The 21,721-nt window shown below is 63.6% G+C and carries 17 protein-coding genes; 9 read left to right on the top strand and 8 right to left on the bottom strand.

The features are described from left to right. Window positions 1-5: 5 nt before the first annotated feature. Complete coding sequence (gene nagZ / locus QQL85_RS20060; protein WP_284356570.1) at window positions 6-1,004, top strand: beta-N-acetylhexosaminidase; 999 nt, start codon at window positions 6-8, stop codon at window positions 1,002-1,004. A gap of 113 nt (window positions 1,005-1,117) precedes the next feature. On the opposite strand, the gene QQL85_RS20055 is transcribed toward nagZ, so the two are convergent. The 3 genes from QQL85_RS20055 to mfd are packed head-to-tail and all read right to left on the bottom strand — an operon-like array spanning window position 1,118 to window position 8,495. Beyond that, window positions 1,118-4,462, bottom strand: a complete 3,345-nt coding sequence (locus QQL85_RS20055) for a DEAD/DEAH box helicase (RefSeq protein WP_284356481.1) — start codon at window positions 4,460-4,462, stop codon at window positions 1,118-1,120. A 1-nt stretch (window position 4,463) separates the two neighbouring features. Then, entirely contained in the window at window positions 4,464-5,036 is a 573-nt protein-coding gene (locus tag QQL85_RS20050; protein ID WP_284356480.1) for a CsiV family protein, read from the bottom strand. Window positions 5,037-5,045: 9 nt separating this feature from the next. Then, on the bottom strand, window positions 5,046-8,495 hold the full coding sequence (gene mfd / locus QQL85_RS20045) for a transcription-repair coupling factor (RefSeq protein ID WP_284356479.1): 3,450 nt from the start codon (window positions 8,493-8,495) through the stop codon (window positions 5,046-5,048). A 167-nt stretch (window positions 8,496-8,662) separates the two neighbouring features. Here mfd and QQL85_RS20040 point away from each other — a divergent pair, with 167 nt between their 5' ends. From QQL85_RS20040 to sthA, 3 genes are all read left to right on the top strand, one after another. Beyond that, a complete protein-coding gene (locus tag QQL85_RS20040; RefSeq protein ID WP_284356478.1) occupies window positions 8,663-10,126 on the top strand; it encodes a glyceraldehyde-3-phosphate dehydrogenase in 1,464 nt (487 codons plus the stop codon). Window positions 10,127-10,262: 136 nt separating this feature from the next. Continuing rightward, window positions 10,263-11,261, top strand: coding sequence for an FAD:protein FMN transferase (locus tag QQL85_RS20035; RefSeq protein WP_284356477.1), 999 nt, complete (start codon window positions 10,263-10,265; stop codon window positions 11,259-11,261). Between the two features lie 204 nt (window positions 11,262-11,465). Continuing rightward, a complete protein-coding gene (sthA, locus tag QQL85_RS20030; RefSeq protein WP_284356476.1) occupies window positions 11,466-12,860 on the top strand; it encodes a Si-specific NAD(P)(+) transhydrogenase in 1,395 nt (464 codons plus the stop codon). A 48-nt stretch (window positions 12,861-12,908) separates the two neighbouring features. Here sthA and QQL85_RS20025 read toward each other — a convergent pair whose 3' ends face one another. Next, window positions 12,909-13,625 (bottom strand): glycerophosphodiester phosphodiesterase, encoded by a 717-nt coding sequence (locus tag QQL85_RS20025; protein WP_284356475.1) that lies wholly within the window; start codon window positions 13,623-13,625, stop codon window positions 12,909-12,911. A gap of 31 nt (window positions 13,626-13,656) precedes the next feature. Continuing rightward, window positions 13,657-14,241, bottom strand: a complete 585-nt coding sequence (locus tag QQL85_RS20020; RefSeq protein ID WP_284356474.1) for a PilZ domain-containing protein — start codon at window positions 14,239-14,241, stop codon at window positions 13,657-13,659. Window positions 14,242-14,334: 93 nt separating this feature from the next. Between QQL85_RS20020 and QQL85_RS20015 the strand changes: the two genes are divergently transcribed. The 3 genes from QQL85_RS20015 (at window position 14,335) to QQL85_RS20005 (ending at window position 17,579) form a co-directional block, all read left to right on the top strand. Further along, on the top strand, window positions 14,335-15,585 hold the full coding sequence (locus QQL85_RS20015) for a lipoprotein-releasing ABC transporter permease subunit (RefSeq protein WP_284356473.1): 1,251 nt from the start codon (window positions 14,335-14,337) through the stop codon (window positions 15,583-15,585). Between the two features lie 7 nt (window positions 15,586-15,592). Then, window positions 15,593-16,276, top strand: a complete 684-nt coding sequence (lolD, locus tag QQL85_RS20010; RefSeq protein ID WP_284356472.1) for a lipoprotein-releasing ABC transporter ATP-binding protein LolD — start codon at window positions 15,593-15,595, stop codon at window positions 16,274-16,276. Between the two features lie 61 nt (window positions 16,277-16,337). Then, window positions 16,338-17,579 carry a lipoprotein-releasing ABC transporter permease subunit gene (locus tag QQL85_RS20005; RefSeq protein ID WP_284356471.1) on the top strand — a complete coding sequence of 414 codons (1,242 nt, stop codon included), beginning with the start codon at window positions 16,338-16,340 and terminating at the stop codon, window positions 17,577-17,579. 121 nt (window positions 17,580-17,700) lie between these two features. Here QQL85_RS20005 and QQL85_RS20000 read toward each other — a convergent pair whose 3' ends face one another. Both QQL85_RS20000 and cinR read right to left on the bottom strand, forming a co-directional pair. Continuing rightward, window positions 17,701-19,053: a heavy metal sensor histidine kinase gene (locus tag QQL85_RS20000; protein ID WP_284356470.1), complete on the bottom strand. Its 1,353-nt coding sequence runs from the start codon at window positions 19,051-19,053 to the stop codon at window positions 17,701-17,703. Beyond that, window positions 19,050-19,730, bottom strand: a complete 681-nt coding sequence (cinR, locus tag QQL85_RS19995) for a two-component system response regulator CinR (protein ID WP_284356469.1) — start codon at window positions 19,728-19,730, stop codon at window positions 19,050-19,052. The genes QQL85_RS20000 and cinR overlap by 4 nt, the downstream gene beginning before the upstream one ends. A 161-nt stretch (window positions 19,731-19,891) precedes the next feature. Here cinR and QQL85_RS19990 point away from each other — a divergent pair, with 161 nt between their 5' ends. Both QQL85_RS19990 and queF read left to right on the top strand, forming a co-directional pair. Continuing rightward, entirely contained in the window at window positions 19,892-20,401 is a 510-nt protein-coding gene (locus tag QQL85_RS19990; protein ID WP_284356468.1) for a cupredoxin domain-containing protein, read from the top strand. A 68-nt stretch (window positions 20,402-20,469) separates the two neighbouring features. Further along, entirely contained in the window at window positions 20,470-21,300 is an 831-nt protein-coding gene (gene queF / locus QQL85_RS19985) for an NADPH-dependent 7-cyano-7-deazaguanine reductase QueF (protein WP_284356467.1), read from the top strand. A gap of 142 nt (window positions 21,301-21,442) precedes the next feature. Here queF and QQL85_RS19980 read toward each other — a convergent pair whose 3' ends face one another. Further along, on the bottom strand, window positions 21,443-21,706 hold the full coding sequence (locus QQL85_RS19980) for a DUF4404 family protein (protein WP_051098863.1): 264 nt from the start codon (window positions 21,704-21,706) through the stop codon (window positions 21,443-21,445). Window positions 21,707-21,721 lie beyond the last annotated feature (15 nt).

Below are 21,721 nucleotides of genomic sequence, written 5' to 3'. Positions count from 1 at the left end.
TCAGCCTGCAAGGCTCCCTGATGGTGGATATCGCCGGTAAATGGCTGACCGCCGAAGACCGTCACTTGCTGCGCCAGCCCGAAGTGGCCGGCCTGATCATCTTTGCCCGCAACATCGATAGCCCGCGCCAGGTGCGTGAGTTGTGCGCGTCGATCCGCGCCATACGCCCCGACCTGATCCTGGCGGTGGACCAGGAGGGCGGCCGCGTGCAGCGCTTGCGCCAGGGCTTTGTGCGCCTGCCGGCCATGCGCGCGCTGGCCGACAATGACAATGCCGAGTACCTGGCCGAGCAGTGCGGTTGGCTGATGGCGACCGAGGTGCTGGCGGTTGGGCTGGACCTCAGCTTTGCTCCGGTACTCGATCTGGACCACCAGCGTAGCGCTGTGGTTGGCAGCCGCGCTTTCGAGGGTGACCCGCTGCGCGCCACGCAATTGGCCGGGGCATTCATTCGTGGCATGAATGCGGCGGGTATGGCCGCCTGCGGCAAGCACTTCCCAGGGCATGGCTGGGCCGAGGCCGACTCCCATGTGGCCATTCCTACCGATGAGCGCAGCCTTGAGCAACTGCGCCAGGCCGACCTGGTGCCGTTCTCGCGCCTGAGTGGGCAATTGGCGGCGGTGATGCCGGCGCATGTCATCTACCCGCAGGTCGACAACCAGCCAGCCGGTTTCTCACGGCGCTGGCTGCAGGACATCCTGCGCGGCGAGCTGGGCTTTGACGGGGTGATCTTCAGTGATGACCTGTCGATGGCCGGTGCGCATGTGGTGGGTGATGCGGCCAGCCGTATCGAGGCGGCGTTGAGCGCCGGCTGTGACATGGGCCTGGTGTGCAATGACCGGGCGGCGGCGGAGTTGGCACTGAGTGCGGCGCAACGCATGAAGGTCAAGCCATCGCCGCGGATTGCGCGGATGCGCGGGCAAGGGTTTGCGCGGACCGATTACCGCCAGCAGCCGCGCTGGCTGGAGGCGTTGGGGGCGTTGCGCGAGGCGCAGTTGATCGATTGACTGTGCCGGCCTCTTCGCGGGACAAGCCCGCTCCCACAGGACTGCACCGCTCTTGAGGGCTGTACATTTTCTGTGGGAGCGGGCTCGTCCCGCGAAGCGGTCAGAACTGGCTGTCAGCGGCCGCGCTTCCCGGGCAAGGGGGCAAACAGTGCCTCGATTTCTTCATCTCCCATACGCCATTGCCCGGCCTGCCCGCCATCCAGCAGGCTTGCCGCCAGCGCCGCCTTCTCTTGTTGCAGCAACTGGATCTTCTCTTCCACCGTGCCGCGGGTGATCAGCTTGAACACGAACACCGGCTTGTCCTGGCCAATGCGGTAGGCGCGGTCGGTGGCTTGGTTTTCGCTGGCCGGGTTCCACCAGGGGTCGAAGTGGATCACGGTGTCCGCAGCTGTCAGGTTCAGCCCGACACCCCCTGCCTTGAGGCTGATCAGGAACACTTCGCTGTCACCCTGCTGGAATTGCTGCACGGGCGTGCGCCGGTCGCGGGTGTCACCGGTCAGCAGGCTGTAACGGATCTTGCGCTTTTCCAGCTCCTGCTCGATCAACGCCAGCATCGAAGTGAATTGCGAGAACAACAGTACCCGCCGCCCTTCGCTGAGCAGTTCTTCGAGCATTTCCAGCAGCGCACCCAGCTTGCCCTTGTCGGCCTGGTTGCCCTTGCTCTCCACGCCCTTGACCAGGCGCAGGTCGCAGCACACCTGGCGCAGCTTGAGCAGGGCGTCGAGGATGACGATCTGGCTGCGGGCGGCGCCATTGCGGGCGATTTCGTCGCGGACTTTCTTGTCCATCGCCACCCGCACGGCCTCGTAGGTGTCGCGCTGGGCGTCGCTCAGCTCCACCCAGTGCACCATCTCGGTCTTGGCCGGCAACTCGGTGGCCACCTGCTCCTTGGTGCGGCGCAGCAGGAACGGGCGGATACGCGTGACCAAATGGCCCAGGCGCTCGGCGTCGCCGTGGCGTTCTATCGGGGTGCGGTAGTCCTGATTGAAGCGTTTGAGGTCACCCAGCCAGCCGGGCATCAGGAAGTGGAAGATCGACCACAGCTCGCCGAGGTTGTTTTCCATTGGCGTACCGGTGAGGCACAGGCGCTGGCCGGCCTGTAGTTCGCAGGCGGCGAGGGCGGCCTTGCTGCTGCTGCTCTTGATGTTCTGCGCTTCGTCCAGCACCAGTACATGCCAGGCCTGGGCGCGTAGGTGTTCGAGGTCGCGCGGCATCAGGGCGTAAGTGGTCAGGACCAGGTCGTACTCATGCAGCTTGGCAAAATGCTTGCTGCGTCCTGGTCCATGCAGTGCCAGCACGCGCAGGTCGGGGGCAAAGCGCTGGGCTTCGTCCAGCCAGTTGGGTATCAGGCTGGTGGGCATGACTGCCAGGGCCGGTGCATCAAGGCGCCCGGACTCTTTTTCCAGCAGCAGGTGTGCCAGGGCTTGCAGGGTCTTGCCCAAGCCCATGTCGTCACCAAGGATGCCGCCTGTGCCCATCTCTCGCAGTGCCTGCAGCCAGTTCAGGCCCTGTTGCTGATAGGGACGCAAGCTGGCCTGCAGCCCGGCGGGCGGTGCCACTTGCAGGTCGCGGGCATCGCGCAGGCGGCGGCCCAGATCGCGTACATGCTCGCCACCTTCCCAGTGCAGGGGCAGGCCTTCTATTTCGTTCAGGCGCGCGGCGTCGGCGCGCTCCATGCGCAGGGCCGGGCCCGCGGTGTCTTCGTGCAGGTACAACTCGCCCAGGGTGCCCATCACGGCCTTGATGCGGCCGTAGGGCAGGGCGACGCGCAAAGCCGGGGCATCCTGGCGACCGCGGTTCAGGTCGATCAGCAGGTGTTCATCGTCACTGCGCCGGGCCAGTTCGTTTGGGCGCAGCAGCTCTGGGCTGCTGCGCAGCAGTTGCAACACGATCGGCAACAAGCTGTGACGCTGGCCGTCGACCACGATGCCCAGTTCCAGGTCGAACCATTCATGGCCTGGGGCTTCGTCGATGGTGGCGTACCAGTCGTCCACCTCTTGCAGGTTGAAGGCGAAATCGCGGTGGATGTCGATGTCCCACCCGGCCTCGCGCAGGCGCGGCAGGCCTTCGCGGGCAAAGCGCAGCCAGGCTTCGTCGTCTGGCAGCTGAAACATTTCGCCGGCGCTGTCGGGCAGGGCCTTGCTTTGTCGGGTGGCGGCCTTGAAGCCCAGGTCGCGCAGCACCTTGCGCAGCGCCTGCTCGGCCTGCGGCTGGCGGTGGATGCGCTGGCTGGTGTTGTCGACCAGGCGGGTCAGCGGTTTTTCGTCGCTGCCGCTGGCGCGTAAACCGTCATAGTCGAACGCCAGTGCGGCCCGATGCTGCATCTGCCGCTGCATGCGGCCGGTCTTGGGCATGTAGGCGCTGAATTCGAGGCTGCCCAGCGTCAGGTGCGGCCTGGGTTGAAAACTGTCGATCTCTTCACTGCGTACGCTTGTAGGCGTTGGAACCTGGCGATTCAGCGCATTCAACCGGTGGCTCAGGGGGATGATCAAGTGTTCGGGCACCGTAGGTGCGCTTGCCAGTTGGCTGGCAATGAACGGGTCAAGACCATGCTCAAGCTTGCCAGTCATGCCCGTTTGAGTATCGATGTAGTAGAGCGGGTCGAGCGGCAGTGCCACGTCATGCATCCGCTCGTCATTGTGCCACGAACCGCGATAGCTGCCGTTCTCAAGCCTCATCCAGCGGAACTCGGCTTGCAGGGTCGGCCCAGGGATTAATGGCAACTGTTTCTCGGCATGCATCAAGCGCCCACTGGCAAGTGCGAATTCATACAGCTCTGCACCTTGTTTACCTTCCAGTCTTGCGATGGGCATGCTGGAATTATTGGCAAGGGCGTCAATCAACCTGAGGATGCGCAGATCTTCATCTGTGACATAACGCGGCGTGTAATAGAGCATTTCAGGCAGCGAGCTGGCACGCCCCAGCTTCAGCTGGCCATCGGCTTCGCGGGTGCCTTTGGATACGCTGAGCGTGCAAAGGCCATGGTCGTTAACGACCCTGTAGTAGAGCGAGGGGCCTTTGCGCTTGACGGGTTCAGCGGACTTGGTCGGGACTTCCAGGGTTTCGACCCAGTGGGCGAGCTCAGGGGGGAGGTCGAGCGAGTGCTGGGTCGTTTCGGCAGGTGGGGGCAGGGTGTCCTGATCGCCTTCGCCGCAATCCGGGCCCTGTTCCAGCAGGTAAAGTGCAGCGGCGCAATGCTTGCAGTTCTCACCTACGGGGCATGTGCAGCTGCCCTCGCATTCCAGGCCATCTTCAGTCATGTCCAGGGTTATGCGCTGGTAGTAGGTGCGGCCCGCGGAGCCTGAACACTCAGCGCGGATCGTCATGCCCAGGATCGATACGATCGCGCTTCTGCCTTCATCGGCATAGTCCCGACCGCGCCGCAGGGTCTTGCGATCAAACGAAATAGTCCAGCCGTTGTGCGCCCGCACAAAGAACTGCGCATCGCTCTCGCTCACGTCACTGCTCCATCATCTCCGGGTCCATCACCGGCATTTTCGGCGTACCGGGTGGCGTCACCTTCAGCAGCACGGCCAGGTGGCCGCCGTCGAGGAAGGTCAGCTGGCCGCCCTTGACGTTGCTGTTGCTCTGCTTGAACTGCTCGCTTTGCAGCACGCTGCCGTTGCCGTCCAGCTGGTTGACCCAGAAGTTGGCGTCGACGGTGATGAAGCGGCCTTCGGCGATGCTCAGGTTACCTTCGATGGGGAAGTGGCCGAACTGCTCGGCGCCTTCGCCCAGGGCAATGCGGCTGGGCTCGCTGCTCACCTGCTGCTGCCAGGCCTTGTGCATCAATACGGTGTAGTCGGCAGTGGCTTCCAGGCGGGTGGCTTCGTCTTCCAGCGCCAGGCGGCGCTCGGCGTCCTTTTCCAGGCGTGGGGCGCCGGCGCTCCAGTTTTCCGGGGCGAACGGGCTGGTGAAGGCGGGCACGCTGTTCTGCCGCACCAGGATCATTTCAACCTGATACAGGCCTTCGGCGAAGGCGGCTGGCGCGAACAGCGCCAGCAGCAGGGTCAGGCTACGGATGGCACGCATGGATCTTCCTTAGGCAGGCTGTGGGGTCAGGCGCTCGAACAGCGCCTCCAGGGTATTGAAGCGTTCGTCGGGGCGTTCCATTGGCACCAGGAAACGGAACTGGGTCGCGCCTTCGAACTTGTAGCGTTTGGGCTGGCCCTGGATCAGCTTGATCAGGGTCAGTGGGTCGACCGGGGTTTCGGCCTCGAACTCGAGCTTGCCGCCATTGGGGCCAGCGTCGACTTTCTTGATGCCGAGCTTTTCCGCGTGCAGCTTGAGCGAGGTCAGGCGCATCAGGTTCTTGGTCGGCTCCGGCAGCAGGCCGAAGCGGTCGATCATTTCCACCTGCAGGTCCTTGAGGCCTTCTTCGTCGGCGGCCGAAGCAATGCGCTTGTACAGGATCAGCCGCGCATGCACGTCGGGCAGGTAGTCCTCGGGGATGAGTGCCGGCAGGCGCAGGTTGATCTCCGGGCCGCCGCCCAACGGCTGCTCAAGGTTCGGTTGGGTGCCCTTGCGGATCGCCTTGACCGCGCGTTCGAGCATTTCCATGTACAGGGTGAAGCCCACCGCCTGGATCTGGCCACTCTGGCCTTCGCCCAGCAGCTCGCCGGCACCTCGGATTTCCAGGTCGTTGGTGGCCAGCACGAAACCAGCGCCCAGGTCCTGGGTGTTGGCGATGGCCTCCAGGCGTTTTTCGGCGTCGCCGCTGACTTTTTGCCGGGTGGGCGTAAGCAGGTAGGCGTAGGCCTGGTGGTGGCTGCGGCCGACCCGGCCACGCAGCTGGTGCAACTGGGCCAGGCCGAACTTGTCGGCGCGCTCGATGACGATGGTGTTGGCGCTGGGCACGTCGATGCCGGTTTCGATGATGGTCGAGGCCACCAGCACGTTGAAGCGCTTGTGGTAGAAGTCGCTCATCACCTGTTCCAGCTCGCGCTCGCGCATTTGCCCGTGGCCGATGCCGATGCGTGCCTCGGGCACCAGTTCGGCGAGGTCGGCGGCGCATTTCTCGATGGTTTTCACATCGTTGTGCAGGTAGTACACCTGGCCACCGCGCAGCAGTTCGCGCAGCAGCGCTTCCTTGACCGTACTTTTGTTCTCCTCCATGACAAAGGTGCGCACCGACAGGCGGCGCGCGGGCGGCGTGGCGATGATCGACAGGTCGCGCATGCCCGCCACCGCCATGTTCAGCGTGCGTGGGATGGGCGTGGCGGTCAGGGTGAGAATGTCCACCTCGCTGCGCAGGGCCTTGAGCTGCTCCTTCTGGCGCACGCCAAAACGGTGCTCTTCGTCGATGATGGCCAGGCCCAGGTCCTTGAAGCGCACATCGTCCTGCAGCAACTTGTGGGTGCCGATGAGAATGTCGATCTTGCCTTCAGCCAGGTCGGCGGCGGCGGCGGCCACTTCCTTGGCCGATTTGAAGCGGCTCATCACTTCCACGGTCACCGGCCAGTCGGCGAAGCGGTCGCGGAAACTGTTGTAGTGCTGCTGGGCAAGCAGGGTGGTGGGCACCAGCACGGCTACCTGACGGCCACTGTGCACGGCGATGAACGCGGCGCGCATGGCCACTTCGGTCTTGCCGAAGCCCACGTCGCCGCACACCAGGCGGTCCATTGGTTTGGGCGCCAGCATGTCGGCGCGCACGGCCTCGATGGCGGCCTGCTGGTCCGGGGTTTCTTCGAACGGGAAGCCGGCACTGAAAGTGGCGTAGTCGGCGGACGGGTCGGCGAAGGCATAACCTTTGCGCGCGGCACGGCGGGCATAGATGTCGAGCAGCTCGGCGGCCACGTCGCGCACCTGTTCGGCGGCCTTGCGCTTGGCCTTCTGCCAGGCTTCCGAGCCCAGCCGGTGCAGCGGTGCCAGGGCATCGTCGCTGCCGGTGTAGCGGGCGATCAGGTGCAGGTTGGCAACCGGCACATACAGCTTGGCGTTCTCGGCGTATTCCAAGGTAAGGAACTCGGCGGCCTGACCGTCGATTTCCAGGGTGGCCAGGCCCAGGTAGCGGCCCACACCATGGTCGATGTGCACCACCGGTGCGCCTTCGCGCAGCTCGGTGAGGTTCTTGATGACGGCGTCGTTGGCCGTTTCACCACGCTTGTCGCGGCGGCGGCGCTGCATCACCCGCTGGCCGAACAACGGGCTTTCGGCAATCAGGGCCAGGCCTGGGTCGTCCAGCAGCAGGCCGTCGTCCAGTGGAGCGATGGTGATTGCCAGGCGCTCGCTACCGGTAATGAAGTCGGCCCAGCCGTCGACGGTGTGTGGGCGTAGTTTCAGGCGCTCCAGCAGCTCCAGCAGTACTTCGCGGCGGCCTGCCGATTCGGCGGTGAACAGCACGCGGCCTGGGAACTGGTCAAGGAAGTTGGCCAGTTCGGCCAGCGGCTGGTTGGCCTTGGCCTCGATGGCCAGGTTGGGCAAGGCGCGCGCCGGGAAGCGCTCGCGGCCTACGCCTGGGTCGAGGTCTTCGCTGCTGACCACCACACGCGGCCATTGCTTGAGCTGGGCGAAGCAGTCCTCGACCGGCAGGAACAGCTCGGCCGGCGGCAGCAGTGGGCGGCTGAGGTCGCCACGACGGTCTTCGTAACGCCCGCGCACGTCGTTCCAGAAGTGTTCGGCAGCCTGTTCCACACCGGGCAGCGAGAACACCTGGGTGTCGGCCGGCAGGTAGTCGAACAGGGTCGAGGTCTCTTCGAAGAACAGCGGCAGGTAGTACTCGATGCCGGCGGGGATGATGTCGCTGGCCAGGTCCTGGAAGATGGCGCTGCGGCGGAAGTCGACGTCGAAGCGCTCGCGGAAGCGTGCCTTGAAGCGGGTCACTTCCTCTTTCTGCATCGGGAACTCGCGCGCGGGCAGCAGGCGTACCGAATCCACCTTGTCGATCGAGCGCTGGGTTTCGGGGTCGAAGGTGCGCAGCGTCTCGATCTCGTCATCGAACAGGTCGATGCGGTAGGGCAGCTTGCTGCCCATCGGGTACAGGTCGATCAGCGCGCCACGCACGGCAAACTCACCATGCTCGTAGACGGTATCGACGCAACGATAGCCACTGGCTTCCAGGCGCGTGCGCATCTGCTCCACGTCGATGGTCTGACCAACATCCAGCACCAGGCTGCTGCCCAGCAGAAAGCGCGTGGGCGCCAGGCGGTGCAGGGCGGTGGTGACCGGCACTACGAGGATGCCGTGGCTCAGTTCCGGCAGGCGGTACAGACTGGCGATGCGCTGGGAAATGATGTCCTGGTGCGGTGAGAACAGGTCGTAGGGCAGGGTTTCCCAATCGGGGAACGGCAGCACCGGCAGGTCTGGAGCAAAGAAGCGCAGCTCCTGTTCCAGACGGTCGGCGGCCTGGCTGTCGGCCGTCAGCAGCAGGGTGAAGCGGCCAGCGCTGCTGGCGGCCTCGGCGATGGCAAGGCTGAGGGCGGCACCGGGCAGATTGCCCCAGGTTTGTTTGCCGGCCGTGGCCGACATGTGCGGTAGGCGCAGAACTGACACGGGAGATTGCACTCCAAGCGTTGCGGCAAAGAGACCGATTGTACCGGTGACGGTGCCGGCTGTCAGGCTCGAAAGGGCGTGAATGCTGGCTTGCGTCACTACGACAGGCGCTCATTGCCGGTTCCGCGTCGGGGCGTCATAATGTAGCCCCTTTTTTCTGTCCCTACATGTGGAAGGTTCCCGTGACTCAGAAGCCCGACCAGTGTCTTGGTGAGTGGATTGATCGTGAAGCCCTGGCTGAAGCGATGATCCCGCTTATCGGTCAGCTCTACCGCAACAACAACGTGGTGAGCTCGATTTATGGCCGTAGCCTGATCAACCGTTCGGTTATCTCGATCCTCAAGGCGCACCGCTTTGCGCGTCATCGTCAAACCGACGAAACCGAACTGTCCGTCCACGAGACATTCCCCCTGCTCAAGGCCATGAGCGAGCTGAAACTGGGCGCCGCTTCGGTTGACCTGGGCAAGCTGGCCAACAAGTTCAAGCAGGAAGGCAATGGCCGCACTGCCGAGCAGTTCGTCCGTGAAGAGCTGGCTGAGGTGGTTGGCCAACAGAACGCTTCGGCGCGCAAAGGCACCGACGTTGTCCTGTACGGCTTCGGCCGCATCGGCCGCCTGCTGGCGCGCATCCTGATCGAGAAGACGGGTGGTGGCGACGGCCTGCGCCTGCGTGCCATCGTCGTGCGCAAAGGCGCCGAGAACGACCTGGTCAAGCGTGCCAGCCTGCTGCGCCGTGACTCGGTGCACGGCCCATTCGATGGCACCATCACCATCGACGAAGCCAACAACACCATCACCGCCAACGGCAACCTGATCCAGGTTATCTACGCCAAGAGCCCGAGCGAAGTCGACTACACCCAGTACGGTATCGACAACGCGCTGATCGTCGACAACACCGGCGTATGGCGTGATGCCGACGGCCTGGGCCAGCACCTGGCTTGCCCGGGCGCTGCCCGCGTGATCCTCACCGCACCTGGCAAGGGCGCGCTGAAGAACATCGTGCACGGCATCAACCACGGTGACATCGCTGCCGATGACAAGATCATCTCGGCGGCTTCCTGCACCACCAACGCCATCGTGCCGGTGCTCAAGGCTGTCAACGACAAGTACGGCATCATCAATGGCCACGTCGAAACCGTTCACTCGTTCACCAACGACCAGAACCTGATCGACAACTTCCACAAAGGCAGCCGCCGTGGCCGTGCCGCGCCGCTGAACATGGTCATCACCGAAACCGGCGCCGCCACTGCTGCTGCCAAGGCACTGCCAGTGCTGAAGGGCAAGCTGACCGGCAACGCCATTCGTGTGCCGACGCCGAACGTTTCGATGGCCATCCTGAACCTGAACCTGGAAAAGGCCACCAACCGCGACGAAATCAACGAGTACCTGCGCCAGACCGCCATGCACTCGGAACTGCACAAGCAGATCGACTACGTCAGCTCGCAGGAAGTGGTTTCGACCGACTTCGTGGGCTCGCGCCACGCCGGTGTGGTTGACGCCGAAGCCACCATCGCCAACGATAACCGCGTTGTGTTGTACGTCTGGTACGACAACGAATTCGGTTACAGCTGCCAGGTGGTTCGCGTGATGGAAGACATGGCCGGTGTGAACCCGCCAGCGTTTCCACGCTGATTCGCTTGTAAGGCAATGAAAAAACGGGAACCTTCGGGTTCCCGTTTTTTTTGCCTGAAGAACTGATCGGGCATTTACTGTGTCTGTACTGGCCTCATCGCCGGCAAGCCAGTGCAGGCAACCGAGAACCTGAACCTTGCGCACAGCTCTATTGCTCACCCTCATGCTGCTCGCCGGCTGCAACCAAGGCCCCACGCTGGAGCGCCTGGGCGGCCCGACCATGGGCAGCAGCTACAGCATCCAGTACGTCCGCGAGCCCGATGGCCCGGCGCCGGCCCAGGTACAGGCAGCGGTCGAAAGCATCCTGGGCGACATCGACCACCAGTACTCGACCTACCGCGGCGATTCCATCGTCAGCCAGTTCAACCAGTTGCCGGCCGACCAGTGCCTGGCCCTGCCATCCGACATGCTCGAACTGGTCAAGCTCGGCCAGCACCTTGCCGAGCAGAGCGACGGTGCCTTCGACCTCACCGTCGAGCCCTTGCTCGACCTGTGGGGCTTCGGCCCCCAGGCCCGCCACGAGCAGGTGCCGGACCCGCAAGCGTTGGCTCAGGTTCGTCAGCGCGTGGGCTATCGCCACTTGCGTATCGAAGGCCAGGCCCTGTGCAAGGACGCCCCGGTGCAGCTCGACTTCAACAGCATCGCCGCCGGCCATGCCGTCGACCTGATCGCTGCACGCCTGCAAGCCATGGGCGTAACCAGCTTTGTCGCCGAGGCCACTGGCGAGCTGAAGGCGGTTGGCCGCAAACCCGATGGCAGCCCTTGGCACATTGCCCTGGAGCTGCCCCGCGAAGACCGCCAGATTGCACGCCAGATCATCCCGGTCAATGGCCTTTCAGTATCAACCTCGGGTGACTATCGGCACTATTTCGAGCAGAATGGCCGGCGCTATTCACACACCTTCGATGCCCGCCTCGGGCGCCCGGTGCAACACGACCTGGCTGCCGTCACCGTGCTCGACGCCTCAGCGCTGCAGGCAGACGGTTATTCGACGCTACTGCTGATCCTTGGCCCTGAACGTGGCTGGGACTTTGCCGTGGCGCATGACCTGGCTGCGGTATTGGTGACTCGGGCCGAGGGTGGCTTCGTCTCCCGAGCTACGCCCGCATTCGAATGGGCAGTGAAAGGCGATTGAAAGCGCAGGCAGGGATGATTGCCGCCAGGGAATGGGTGAACCATATGTAGTGCGGGCGAAATTGGCCTACGACGCGACCAAGGGTTAATGTGCGCGGCGTTCACGCTTGATTAGACTGCACCCGAATTTTCTCATGACGCCCCGGCGGCATGATCGCGCCCCGCGAGCGACCGTGGCTTGCGGGCCAGTTCTGAAGGAGTACGCATGGCTGTCTACAACTACGACGTAGTGGTGCTGGGTTCCGGCCCGGCCGGTGAAGGCGCGGCAATGAACGCCGCCAAAGCAGGGCGCAAGGTAGCGATGGTCGATGACCGTCGCCAGGTCGGTGGCAACTGCACCCACTTGGGTACCATCCCGTCCAAGGCACTGCGTCACTCGGTGCGGCAGATCATGCAGTTCAACACCAACCCGATGTTCCGTGCCATCGGTGAGCCGCGCTGGTTCTCGTTCCCGGATGTGCTGAAAAGCGCCGAGAAGGTCATTTCCAAGCAGGTTGCCTCGCGCACCGGCTACTACGCCCGCAACCGCGTTGACGTGTTCTTCGGCACTGGCAGCTTCGCCGACGAGCAAACCGTCGAAGTGGTGTGCCCGAACGGTGTGGTGGAAAAACTCAACGCCAAGCACATCATCATTGCCACCGGCTCGCGCCCTTACCGCCCGGCCGACATCGACTTCCACCACCCACGCGTCTACGACAGCGACACCATCCTCAGCCTCAGCCACACCCCGCGCAAGCTGATCGTGTACGGTGCCGGCGTGATCGGTTGCGAATACGCTTCGATCTTCAGCGGCCTGGGCGTGCTGGTAGAACTGGTGGACAACCGCGGCCAGCTGCTGAGCTTCCTGGATTCGGAAATCTCCCAGGCACTGAGCTACCACTTCAGCAACAACAACATCACCGTGCGTCACAACGAAGAGTACGAGCGCGTCGAAGGCTTGGACAACGGGGTGATCCTGCACCTGAAGTCGGGCAAGAAGATCAAGGCCGACGCCCTGCTGTGGTGCAACGGCCGTACCGGCAACACCGACAAGCTGGGCCTGGAGAACATTGGTATCAAGGTCAACAGCCGTGGTCAGATCGAGGTCGACCAGGCCTACCGTACCAGCGTGCCGAACATCTACGGTGCCGGCGACGTGATCGGCTGGCCGAGCCTGGCCAGTGCCGCCCATGACCAGGGCCGCTCGGCCGCTGGCAGCATCGTCGACAATGGCAGCTGGCGCTTCGTCAACGACGTACCGACCGGCATCTACACCATTCCGGAAATCAGCTCGATCGGCAAGAACGAGCAGGAACTGACCCAGGCCAAGGTGCCGTACGAAGTGGGCAAGGCCTTCTTCAAGGGCATGGCGCGTGCGCAGATCGCCGGCGAGCCGCAGGGCATGCTGAAGATCCTGTTCCACCGTGAAACCCTGGAAATCCTCGGCGTGCACTGCTTCGGCTACCAGGCTTCGGAAATCGTCCACATCGGCCAGGCGATCATGAACCAGCCGGGTGAGCAGAACAACCTGAAGTACTTCGTCAACACCACGTTCAACTACCCGACCATGGCCGAAGCCTACCGGGTAGCTGCCTACGACGGCCTGAACCGGCTTTTTTGAGCGGCTCCGACCGGTGGCCTGAGCCGGTCGGAGAGACCGAATTCAACCCTACCCGAGGGTGGTCTTGGCCAAACCGGGAAAGTCTGTAATCAGGCTGTCCACGCCAAAGTCCGCGAGCCGGCGCATCAGTGCCGGTTCGTTGACCGTCCACACCGACACATGCAAACCCTGGCCCTGTGCTTTGAGCAGGCGTTCAGGGGTGCACAGTGTCCAGTTCAATGCCAGCATCTCGCAGCCATAGTTCTGTGCCACCTTCAATGGGTCGAGCCAGGCGTACTCGGCGACCAGTCCGCGTTTCACGTCCGGCACCAGCTCCAGGGCCGCACCTAGCACTTCGCGTGAGCTGGAAGTGATGGTGACCTTGTCCAGCAGGCCGTACTGCTGGGCCAGTTCGCGAATCGCCAGCACGGTAGTGGCAGCGCGGGTGCGCGAAGCGCTTTTCACCTCCAGCTGCCAGTGCTCGAACGGGCATTTCTCGAACAGCTCTTCCAGTTTCGGGATAGGGCAGGGTTGCACATGGCCCGGGCCGCCGTTGCGTGCATCGATCTTCACCAGGTCGGCGGCCGGGTGCTCGACCACCTTGCCGCGCCTGCCAGTGGTGCGCTTGAGGGTGGGGTCGTGGATGACCATCAGCTCGTTGTCGGCTGACAGGTGCAGGTCCAGCTCACAGCGGGTAACGCCGTGGGACAGACACTGGCGGAAGCTGGTCAGGGTGTTTTCGGGCGCTTCGCCCTTGGCGCCGCGATGGCCGTAGATCAGGGTCACGTTCGTTCCTTCAAATCGGGGAAAAATGGCCTCAGGAGGCGGGATCGTTCTGTCCCAGCTGCTGGCGCCGTTGTTGTTGCTGGCGCTGCAGGATATAGCGGGCCAGCAGTTGACGCTGGGCGTCGGTCATGTCGATGAATTCGGTGCCAACCTCGAAGCCACCTTCGGGGCGTGGGTCGCAGTGGGTGATCTTGCCGCGCAGCAGCAAGCCATGGGCGCGCGGCATCAGCACCATCTTCACTTTCACCCGGGTGCCTGGGGCAATCTGCGTGGCCTGCGCGAATTCGACACCGCCCTCGGAAAGCACCACCGGCAGAGGCTGGCCTACTTCGCCGAGCAGGGTCTGGGCCATGACTGCGCTGAGCAGGTCGAGGCGTTTGTTCTGCGCCCGCAGGAAGGCCGCGAGGGTGCGGTCCTTGTCGCTCAACTGACGCAGCAGGTGCTGCGACTCGAAGTCGGACAGGTGCAGCTCGCTGAGCAGGTTGAACAGCGGGGAATCATCTTGCAATACATCTGGGTCAAGGGCTTCGACCGCGCTGAGGGGGCTGATTTGAAGTGCGATCCGATCTTCGATGCGGTAGTATTCGCGGCGATCTTCTTCGTCTAATGTCGTCATGGCGAACCCAAGGTAGCGGCGGTGGTCCGAGTGTAAAGCCGCCGTAGGCGCCTCGCCACAAGGACGTTCCCTTTCATCCGAACAAGCCCCGACATGTTCAGACCTCTTTTCGCATTCATCGGCACGCGTTATACCCGTGCCAAACGCCGTAATCACTTCGTCTCGTTCATTTCCCTGACCTCGATGATCGGCCTCGCCCTGGGCGTGGTGGTGATGATCGTGGTGCTGTCGGTGATGAACGGCTTCGACCACGAGATGCGCACCCGCGTGCTGGGCATGATTCCCCATGCCACGCTGGAGAGCGGCCAGCCGATTGCCAACTGGCCGGCCCTTGCCCAACAAGTAAAGCAGAATCCGCAGGTGGTGGCGGTAGCGCCCTTCACCCAGATGCAGGGCCTGCTGACCCATGACGGCAAGGTGCAGAAGGTGCTGCTCAACGGCATCGACCCGGCCCGCGAGCGCGAGGTGTCGATTATCGACAACTTCATTCTGCAAGGCCGCCTCGACCAGCTGGCGCCGGGCGAGTGGGGCATCATGATCGGCGACAAGGCCGCCGCCAAGCTGGGTGTGGCCATCGGCGACAAACTCACCTTCGTCGCCCCCGAGGTCAGTGTGACGCCGGCCGGCATGTTCCCGCGCATGAAGCGCTTCACCGTGGTGGGCACCTTCCATGTGGGCGCGGGCGAGATCGACGGCTACCTGGGCCTGACCAACATCAGCGACCTGTCCCGCCTGCACCGCTGGAAGCCCGACCAGGTGCAGGGCCTGCGCCTGAAGTTCGACGACCTGTTCCAGGCGCCACGGGTGGCCTGGAACATTGCCCAGCAACTGGGTGACCAGGAGTACTACAGCCGTGACTGGACCCGCACCCACGGCAACCTGTACCAGGCCATCCGCATGGAAAAAGCCATGATCGGCCTGCTGTTGCTGCTGATCGTGGCGGTGGCGGCGTTCAACATCATTTCCACCCTGGTGATGGTGGTGAACGACAAGCGCGGCGACATTGCCATCTTGCGTACGCTGGGCGCCACGCCCGGGCAGATCATGCTCATCTTCATGGTCCAGGGCACGGTAATCGGGGTGATCGGTACCCTGATCGGCGCCGTGGTCGGGATCGTCGCCGCGCTGAACGTGAGCGCGGCGATCGCCGGCATCGAGAAACTGATCGGGCACAAGTTCCTCAATGCCGACGTGTACTTCATCGATTACCTGCCGTCGCAGATCCAGGCCCAGGACGTGTACATGGTCTGCGGTGCGGCACTGGTCCTGAGTTTCTTCGCCACCCTGTACCCGGCCTGGCGTGCGGCCCGCACCCAGCCTGCAGAGGCGCTACGTTATGAGTGAGTCGCGCATGAGTGATAAAGCCGTTCTGAGTTGCCGTAACCTGGGCAAGTCCTACGACGAGGGCCCGGAGTCGGTAAAGGTGCTGTCCGGCCTCAACCTGGAGCTGCACGCCGGTGAGCGCATTGCCATCGTCGGTAGCTCGGGCTCTGGCAAGAGCACCTTGCTCAACCTGTTGGGCGGCCTGGATCGGCCGACCCAAGGCAGCGTCTGGCTGGCTGGCGAAGAGCTTTCGGCACTGGGCGAGCGTGCCCGTGGCCTGCTGCGCAACCGCGAGCTGGGTTTTGTCTACCAGTTCCACCACCTGCTGCCGGAATTCACTGCCATCGAGAACGTGTGCATGCCGCTGTTGATCGGCCGCACGCCTATCCCTGAGGCGCGTGAGCGTGCCGAGGCGCTGCTCAAGCGCGTGGGCCTGGGCCACCGCCTGAACCACAAACCGGCCGAGCTGTCTGGCGGTGAGCGCCAGCGCGTGGCGATTGCCCGGGCACTGGTCAATCGCCCAGGCCTGGTGATGCTCGACGAGCCAACCGGTAACCTCGACCACCATACCGCCCAGGGCATCCAGGAACTGATGCAGGAACTGTCCAGTGCTTCGCGCACGGCGTTTCTGGTGGTTACCCACGACCTCAACCTGGCGCGGCAGATGGACCGTGTATTGAAGCTCGACGACGGCCACCTGGTGGCGATCTGATCGACTGCTCGGGGTAGCAGGTGCTACCCCGTTTTCCTGTTTTCATTGGGTGATTTCGTACATGTTCAGACCCTTGCCCATCTTCATCGGCGCGCGCTACACCCGAGCCAAGCGCCGCAACCACTTCATCTCGTTCATCTCGATGACCTCGATGATCGGCCTGTCGCTGGGCGTGCTGGCGATGATTGTGGTGCTGTCGGTGATGAACGGCTTCCAGCGCGAAATGAGCTCGCGCATCCTCGGCCTGGTGCCACATGCCGCCATCCTCGGTGTGCAGCCGCTGGACGACTGGCGCAAGGTGGCCGACGCAGCCATGCAGAACCCGGCGGTGATGGCGGCAGCGCCGATTACCGAAATGGAGGGCATGCTGTCGTACAAGGGCGCGATGCAGCCGATCCAGGTAGGCGGTATCGACCCGGCCGAAGAGGGCAAGGTCTCTATCGTGGGCCAGCACATCGTTCAGGGCCGCCTGCAGGACCTGCAGCCGGGCGAGTTCGGCGTGGTCATCGGTGAGTTGACCGCGCGGCGCTTTCGCCTGAATACCGGCGACAAGCTGACCCTGATCGTGCCGGAAATCAGCAAGGAGCCGGGCGGTATCACCCCGCGCATGCAGCGCCTGACGGTGGTCGGTATCTTCAAGGTCGGCGCCGAGCTGGATGGTTCGCAGGCCTATATCCACATGGCCGATGCCGGTGAGATGCAGCGCTGGGCGCCGGGCCAGGTACAGGGTGTGCGCCTGAAATTGCATGACCTGTATGCCGCGCCGCAGGTGTCCAAGGCGATCGCCGCCGGGCTGGGTGACGCCTACCGCGCCGATGACTGGTCGCACACACAAGGCAGCCTGTTCAGCGCCATGAAGATGGAAAAGACCATGATCGGCCTTCTGCTGATGATGATCATCGCCGTGGCGGCATTCAACATCATTGCAACCTTGGTGATGGTGGTGAACGACAAGGGGCCGGACATTGCCATCCTGCGTACGTTGGGCGCCACGCCGGCACAAATCATGGGCACGTTCATGGTCCAGGGCAGCTTGATCGGTGTTGTCGGGACGCTGATTGGTGGCGTGCTGGGGGTGATTGCGGCGTTCAATGTCAGCCAGATCGTCGGTTGGCTGGAGCGGGTGAGCGGGCAGCACATCTTTACGTCGGATGTGTACTTTGTCAGCAGCTTGCCGTCGCAGTTGCAGTGGGGGGATGTGGCGATCATCTGCACTGCGGGCCTGGTGATGAGCTTCCTGGCGACGATTTACCCGGCATATCGGGCATCGCAGGTGCAGCCGGCGATTGGCCTGGCGGTTTGAGTAACAGCTGAGGGCCCTATCGCCGGCAAGCCAGCTCCCACAGGATTGCATCAAGCCCAAAGCCAGCGCTGTACCTGTGGGCGCTGGCTTGCCGGCGATGGGCTGCGAAGCAGCCCCCGTTTCACCGATCCTGAGTGAACTCGATCACGAATCGCGTCCATCCATCCGTACATTCCGCCCGGATGCACCCGCCATGGGCCTGCACGATCGACCGGGTAATCGCCAAACCCAACCCCGCATGCTCGCTGCTGCCTTCCCGTCGCGCCGGGTCGACCCGGTAGAAGCGGTCGAACAACCGTGGTAACGCCTCAGGGTCGATAGCCTGCCCGGTATTGGCCACGCAGATTGTAGGCCCCGGCTCCAGCGTTACCCTTATCTGCCCGCCCGCCGGCGTAAAGCGCATGGCGTTATCCAGCAGGTTGGACAACGCTCGCCGCAGCATATGTCGGTCGCCCTGCAACACGGCCTCACCCTCACGCAACATCTGCACACCGCTGTCCTCGGCCAGCGGCGCGTAGTACTCCAGCAGCGCGTTCACTTCCTCGTGCAGTAGCAGCGGCGTATGCCCCGGCACCAACAGGCCGTGGTCTGCCTTGGCCAGGAACAGCATGTCGTTGATCATCTGCGCCATCCACTGCAGCTCCTCCAGGTTGCCATGCAATGCCTCCCGGTATTCTTCCAGGCTGCGTGGGCGGGTGAGGGTGACCTGGGTGTGGGTCAGCAGGTTGGAGAGCGGTGTGCGCAGCTCATGGGCGATGTCGGCAGAAAACGCCGACAGACGCTGGAAGGCATCGTCCAGGCGCTGCAGCATGGCGTTCATGCTGCTGGCCAGTTCGGCCAGCTCCTCGGGCATCTGCGCCACCTGCAGGCGGGTGGTGAGTGAGCGTGCCGATACGCTGGCGGCCACCTTGCCCATCTGCCGCAAAGGACGTAGACCGCTGCGTACGGCCCAGGCACCCAGTAGCGCGGTGGCCAGTGCGGACAGGCCGACAGTCAGCCAGATCAGGCGCTGCATGCCCTGCAGGAAGTGCTGGTGATGGGTGATGTCGAGGTAGAGCGTCAGTTGCGGCGACGGTGTTGTGCCCTGCGCCAGGTGTACGCTCACACTGCGGTAATCGGTGCCTTGCGCATGCAGGGTGGCAAGCCCGGCAGGCGGCGTTGCTTGCGGCAGCCCTGTGTGGCTTTCGAACCAGGTGGCGCCGTCGTTGCCGCTGATGCGCAGGGCCAGATCGGCCTGGTGGCTAAGCTCATCGCGCAGCTCGGGCAGGCGGGCTTGTAGCTCATCTGGCGTGCTGATGCCGGACAGTTGCGTACGGAACAGCGATAGCCGCGAGTCCAGCAGTTGCTGGTCAAGTTCGACGAAGTGCTGTTCGCTGGCGCGGCTGAACAGCAGCCCGGCGCCGAGCGAGACGGCGGCGGTGCAGGCGGCGAACAACAGGGCCAGGCGGCTGCCGAGGGAAGCCCGACGCATCACTCGGTGCGCTCTTCGAGTACATAGCCCATGCCGCGTACGGTATGGATCAGCTTGTTGGTGTGCGGGTCGTCGATCTTCAGGCGCAGGCGGCGGATCGCCACTTCGATCACATTGGTGTCGCTGTCGAAGTTCATGTCCCATACCTGCGAGGCGATCAGCGATTTTGGCAGTACTTCGCCCTGGCGGCGCAGCAGCAGTTCGAGCAGGGCGAACTCTTTGGCGGTCAGGTCGATGCGTTGACCGGCGCGTTCGGCGCGGCGGCGAATCAGGTCAAGGCGCAGGTCGGCAAGGCCCAAGGTGGTTTCCTGGCTGGAGCTGGTGCCACGACGCAGCAGGCTGCGAACCCGAGCCAGCAGCTCGGAGAAGGCGAAGGGCTTGACCAGGTAATCATCGGCGCCCAGTTCCAGGCCATGTACGCGGTCTTCGACGGCGTCGCGGGCTGTGAGGAATAGCACGGGGGTGTCCAGGCCAGCGTGGCGCACGGCTTGCAGGATCTGCCAGCCGTTCCGGCCAGGCAGCATCACATCGAGGATCAACAGGTCGTGGTCACCGGTCAGGGCCAGAAACTGGCCGGTCTCGCCATCGGTGGCCAGTTCGGTGGCAAAGCCGGCTTCGCTCAGACCCTGGCTCAGGTACTGGCCGGTACGGGCCTGGTCTTCGACGATCAGCAGTTTCATTGGGTGGCTTGCCTCCAGCAAGGGCCGGGTGATGCTTGAAATGATACGTGACTATCCCGGCCGCCACTCAAGCTGACAAAGTTGTAATCTCCCTGTCAGGTTGCTGCCAGCCGTTCCTGACTAAGGTGGCCCTCATACTGTTGTGCATTTCCGGAGTCATCATGAAGCGCCTGTTCATCGCCGCCACCCTTGCCCTGGTCAGCCTGCCTGCCATTGCCGGCGAGGCATCCACCTTCGCTTTCGGCGAACCGGCCCCGGCGGCCAAAGCCACCCGCACGGTAGAAGTGGTGCTCAAGGACATTGCCTTCGAGCCCAAGAACCTGCAGGTAAAAGCCGGTGAAACAGTGCGCTTCGTGCTGGTCAACGAGGGCAAGCTGCCTCACGAATTCAACCTGGGCGACAAGGCCATGCATGCCGAGCATCAGAAGGAAATGGTCGCCATGCAGGGCAAGATGTTCGCGGCGAGCATGAACCATGAAGGCATGGATCACGGCCAGATGATGGGCCACGATGGCGGCCATGGTCACGGTGGCGGCAATACCGTGCTGGTAATGCCCGGCCAGCGCGCCGAGCTGACCTGGACCTTCCGCAAGTCGGCGCCCATCGAGTTTGCCTGCAACGTGCCGGGGCATTACCAGGCTGGCATGGTCGGGGCATTGACCATCGAGTGACTTGCCCTGCAAGGCGGGGTGCAAAACCGGTAGACTAGGGGCAATTTCGAACCTTTAGGTCAGTTTCCATGCACCCTGCAGCCGAACACTCTCCGCTGGGCAAGTCCAGCGAATACATCGCCACCTACTCCCCGGAGCAGCTGTTCCCGATCCCGCGTACCGCCAAGTGGGCAGAGCTGGGCGTCACCGCGCAGACCTTGCCCTGGCAAGGCGTGGATTACTGGAACTGTTTTGAGCTGAGCTGGCTGCTGCCTTCGGGCAAGCCCGTGGTGGCGATCGGCGAGTTCGCCATTCCGGCTGATTCGCCGAACATCATCGAGTCCAAGTCGTTCAAGCTGTACCTCAACTCGCTGAACCAGACGGTGTTCGCCTCGCTGGGCGAGCTGCAGGCCTGCCTTGAGAAAGACCTGTCCGCTGCCGCCGGCAAGCCAGTGGGCGTGAAGGTGCGCACCTTGGCCGAGGTCGAGGCCCAGGGCGTGACGGCGTTGCCGGGGCTGTGCATCGATGCGCTGGATGTGGCCATCAGCAACTACGAGCAGCCGCAGCCGGAGCTGCTGCGTTGCAACCCGGAGCGGGTAGTGGAAGAAACCTTGCACAGCCACCTGCTGAAGTCCAACTGCCCAGTGACCGGCCAGCCGGACTGGGGCAGCGTGGTGGTCGAGTACAAGGGCAGGGCGCTGGATCACGCCAGCCTGCTGACCTACCTGATCAGCTTCCGCCAGCATGCCGACTTCCACGAACAGTGCGTGGAACGCATTTACCTGGACTTGAAGAACCTGCTGCAGCCGGAGCACCTGACGGTGTATGCGCGCTATGTGCGCCGGGGTGGGCTGGACATCAACCCGTACCGCAGCACCGGGGCGATCAGCCCGAAGAACGTGCGCCTGGTGCGTCAGTAGTTCTGACATGACTGGGGCCGTTTCTCGGCCCATTCGCGGGACAAGCCCGCTCCCACAGGTGCCGCGCTGCCCTCAAGTACAGCGAATAGCCTGTGGGAGCGGGCTTGTCCCGCGAATGGGGCGCGAAGCGGCCCTTGCTGTTTCAGATCCCCATGCTGTGCAGCGAGTTGGCAATGCTGCGCAGGGTGGCGGTGAGGTCGGGGTGGTCGGCCTCGAAACGTTCAATCGCCAGGTTCACGCCATCCACCAGGTTATGGTCAGGCGTGGCCTCCTCAAGTTTCAGTTGCGCCTCGATCTGGCGTGCTTCTTCGTGCAGCGCGGCCAGCTCTTCTTCCGAAAGCGGTACGTTGCGGTCCAGTTGCTCGCGCAAGCTGTTCAGGCGCTCTTGCAATTCGCGGGCAGGCATTGGCAGTTCTCCATC

The sequence above is a fragment of the Pseudomonas putida genome, assembly GCF_030159595.1.
In the GTDB taxonomy this organism is placed as follows: Bacteria; Pseudomonadota; Gammaproteobacteria; order Pseudomonadales; family Pseudomonadaceae; genus Aquipseudomonas; species Aquipseudomonas putida_AC.
Note: the sequence above shows the minus strand (reverse complement) of the source record. Positions and strands in the feature narration are given on the sequence as shown.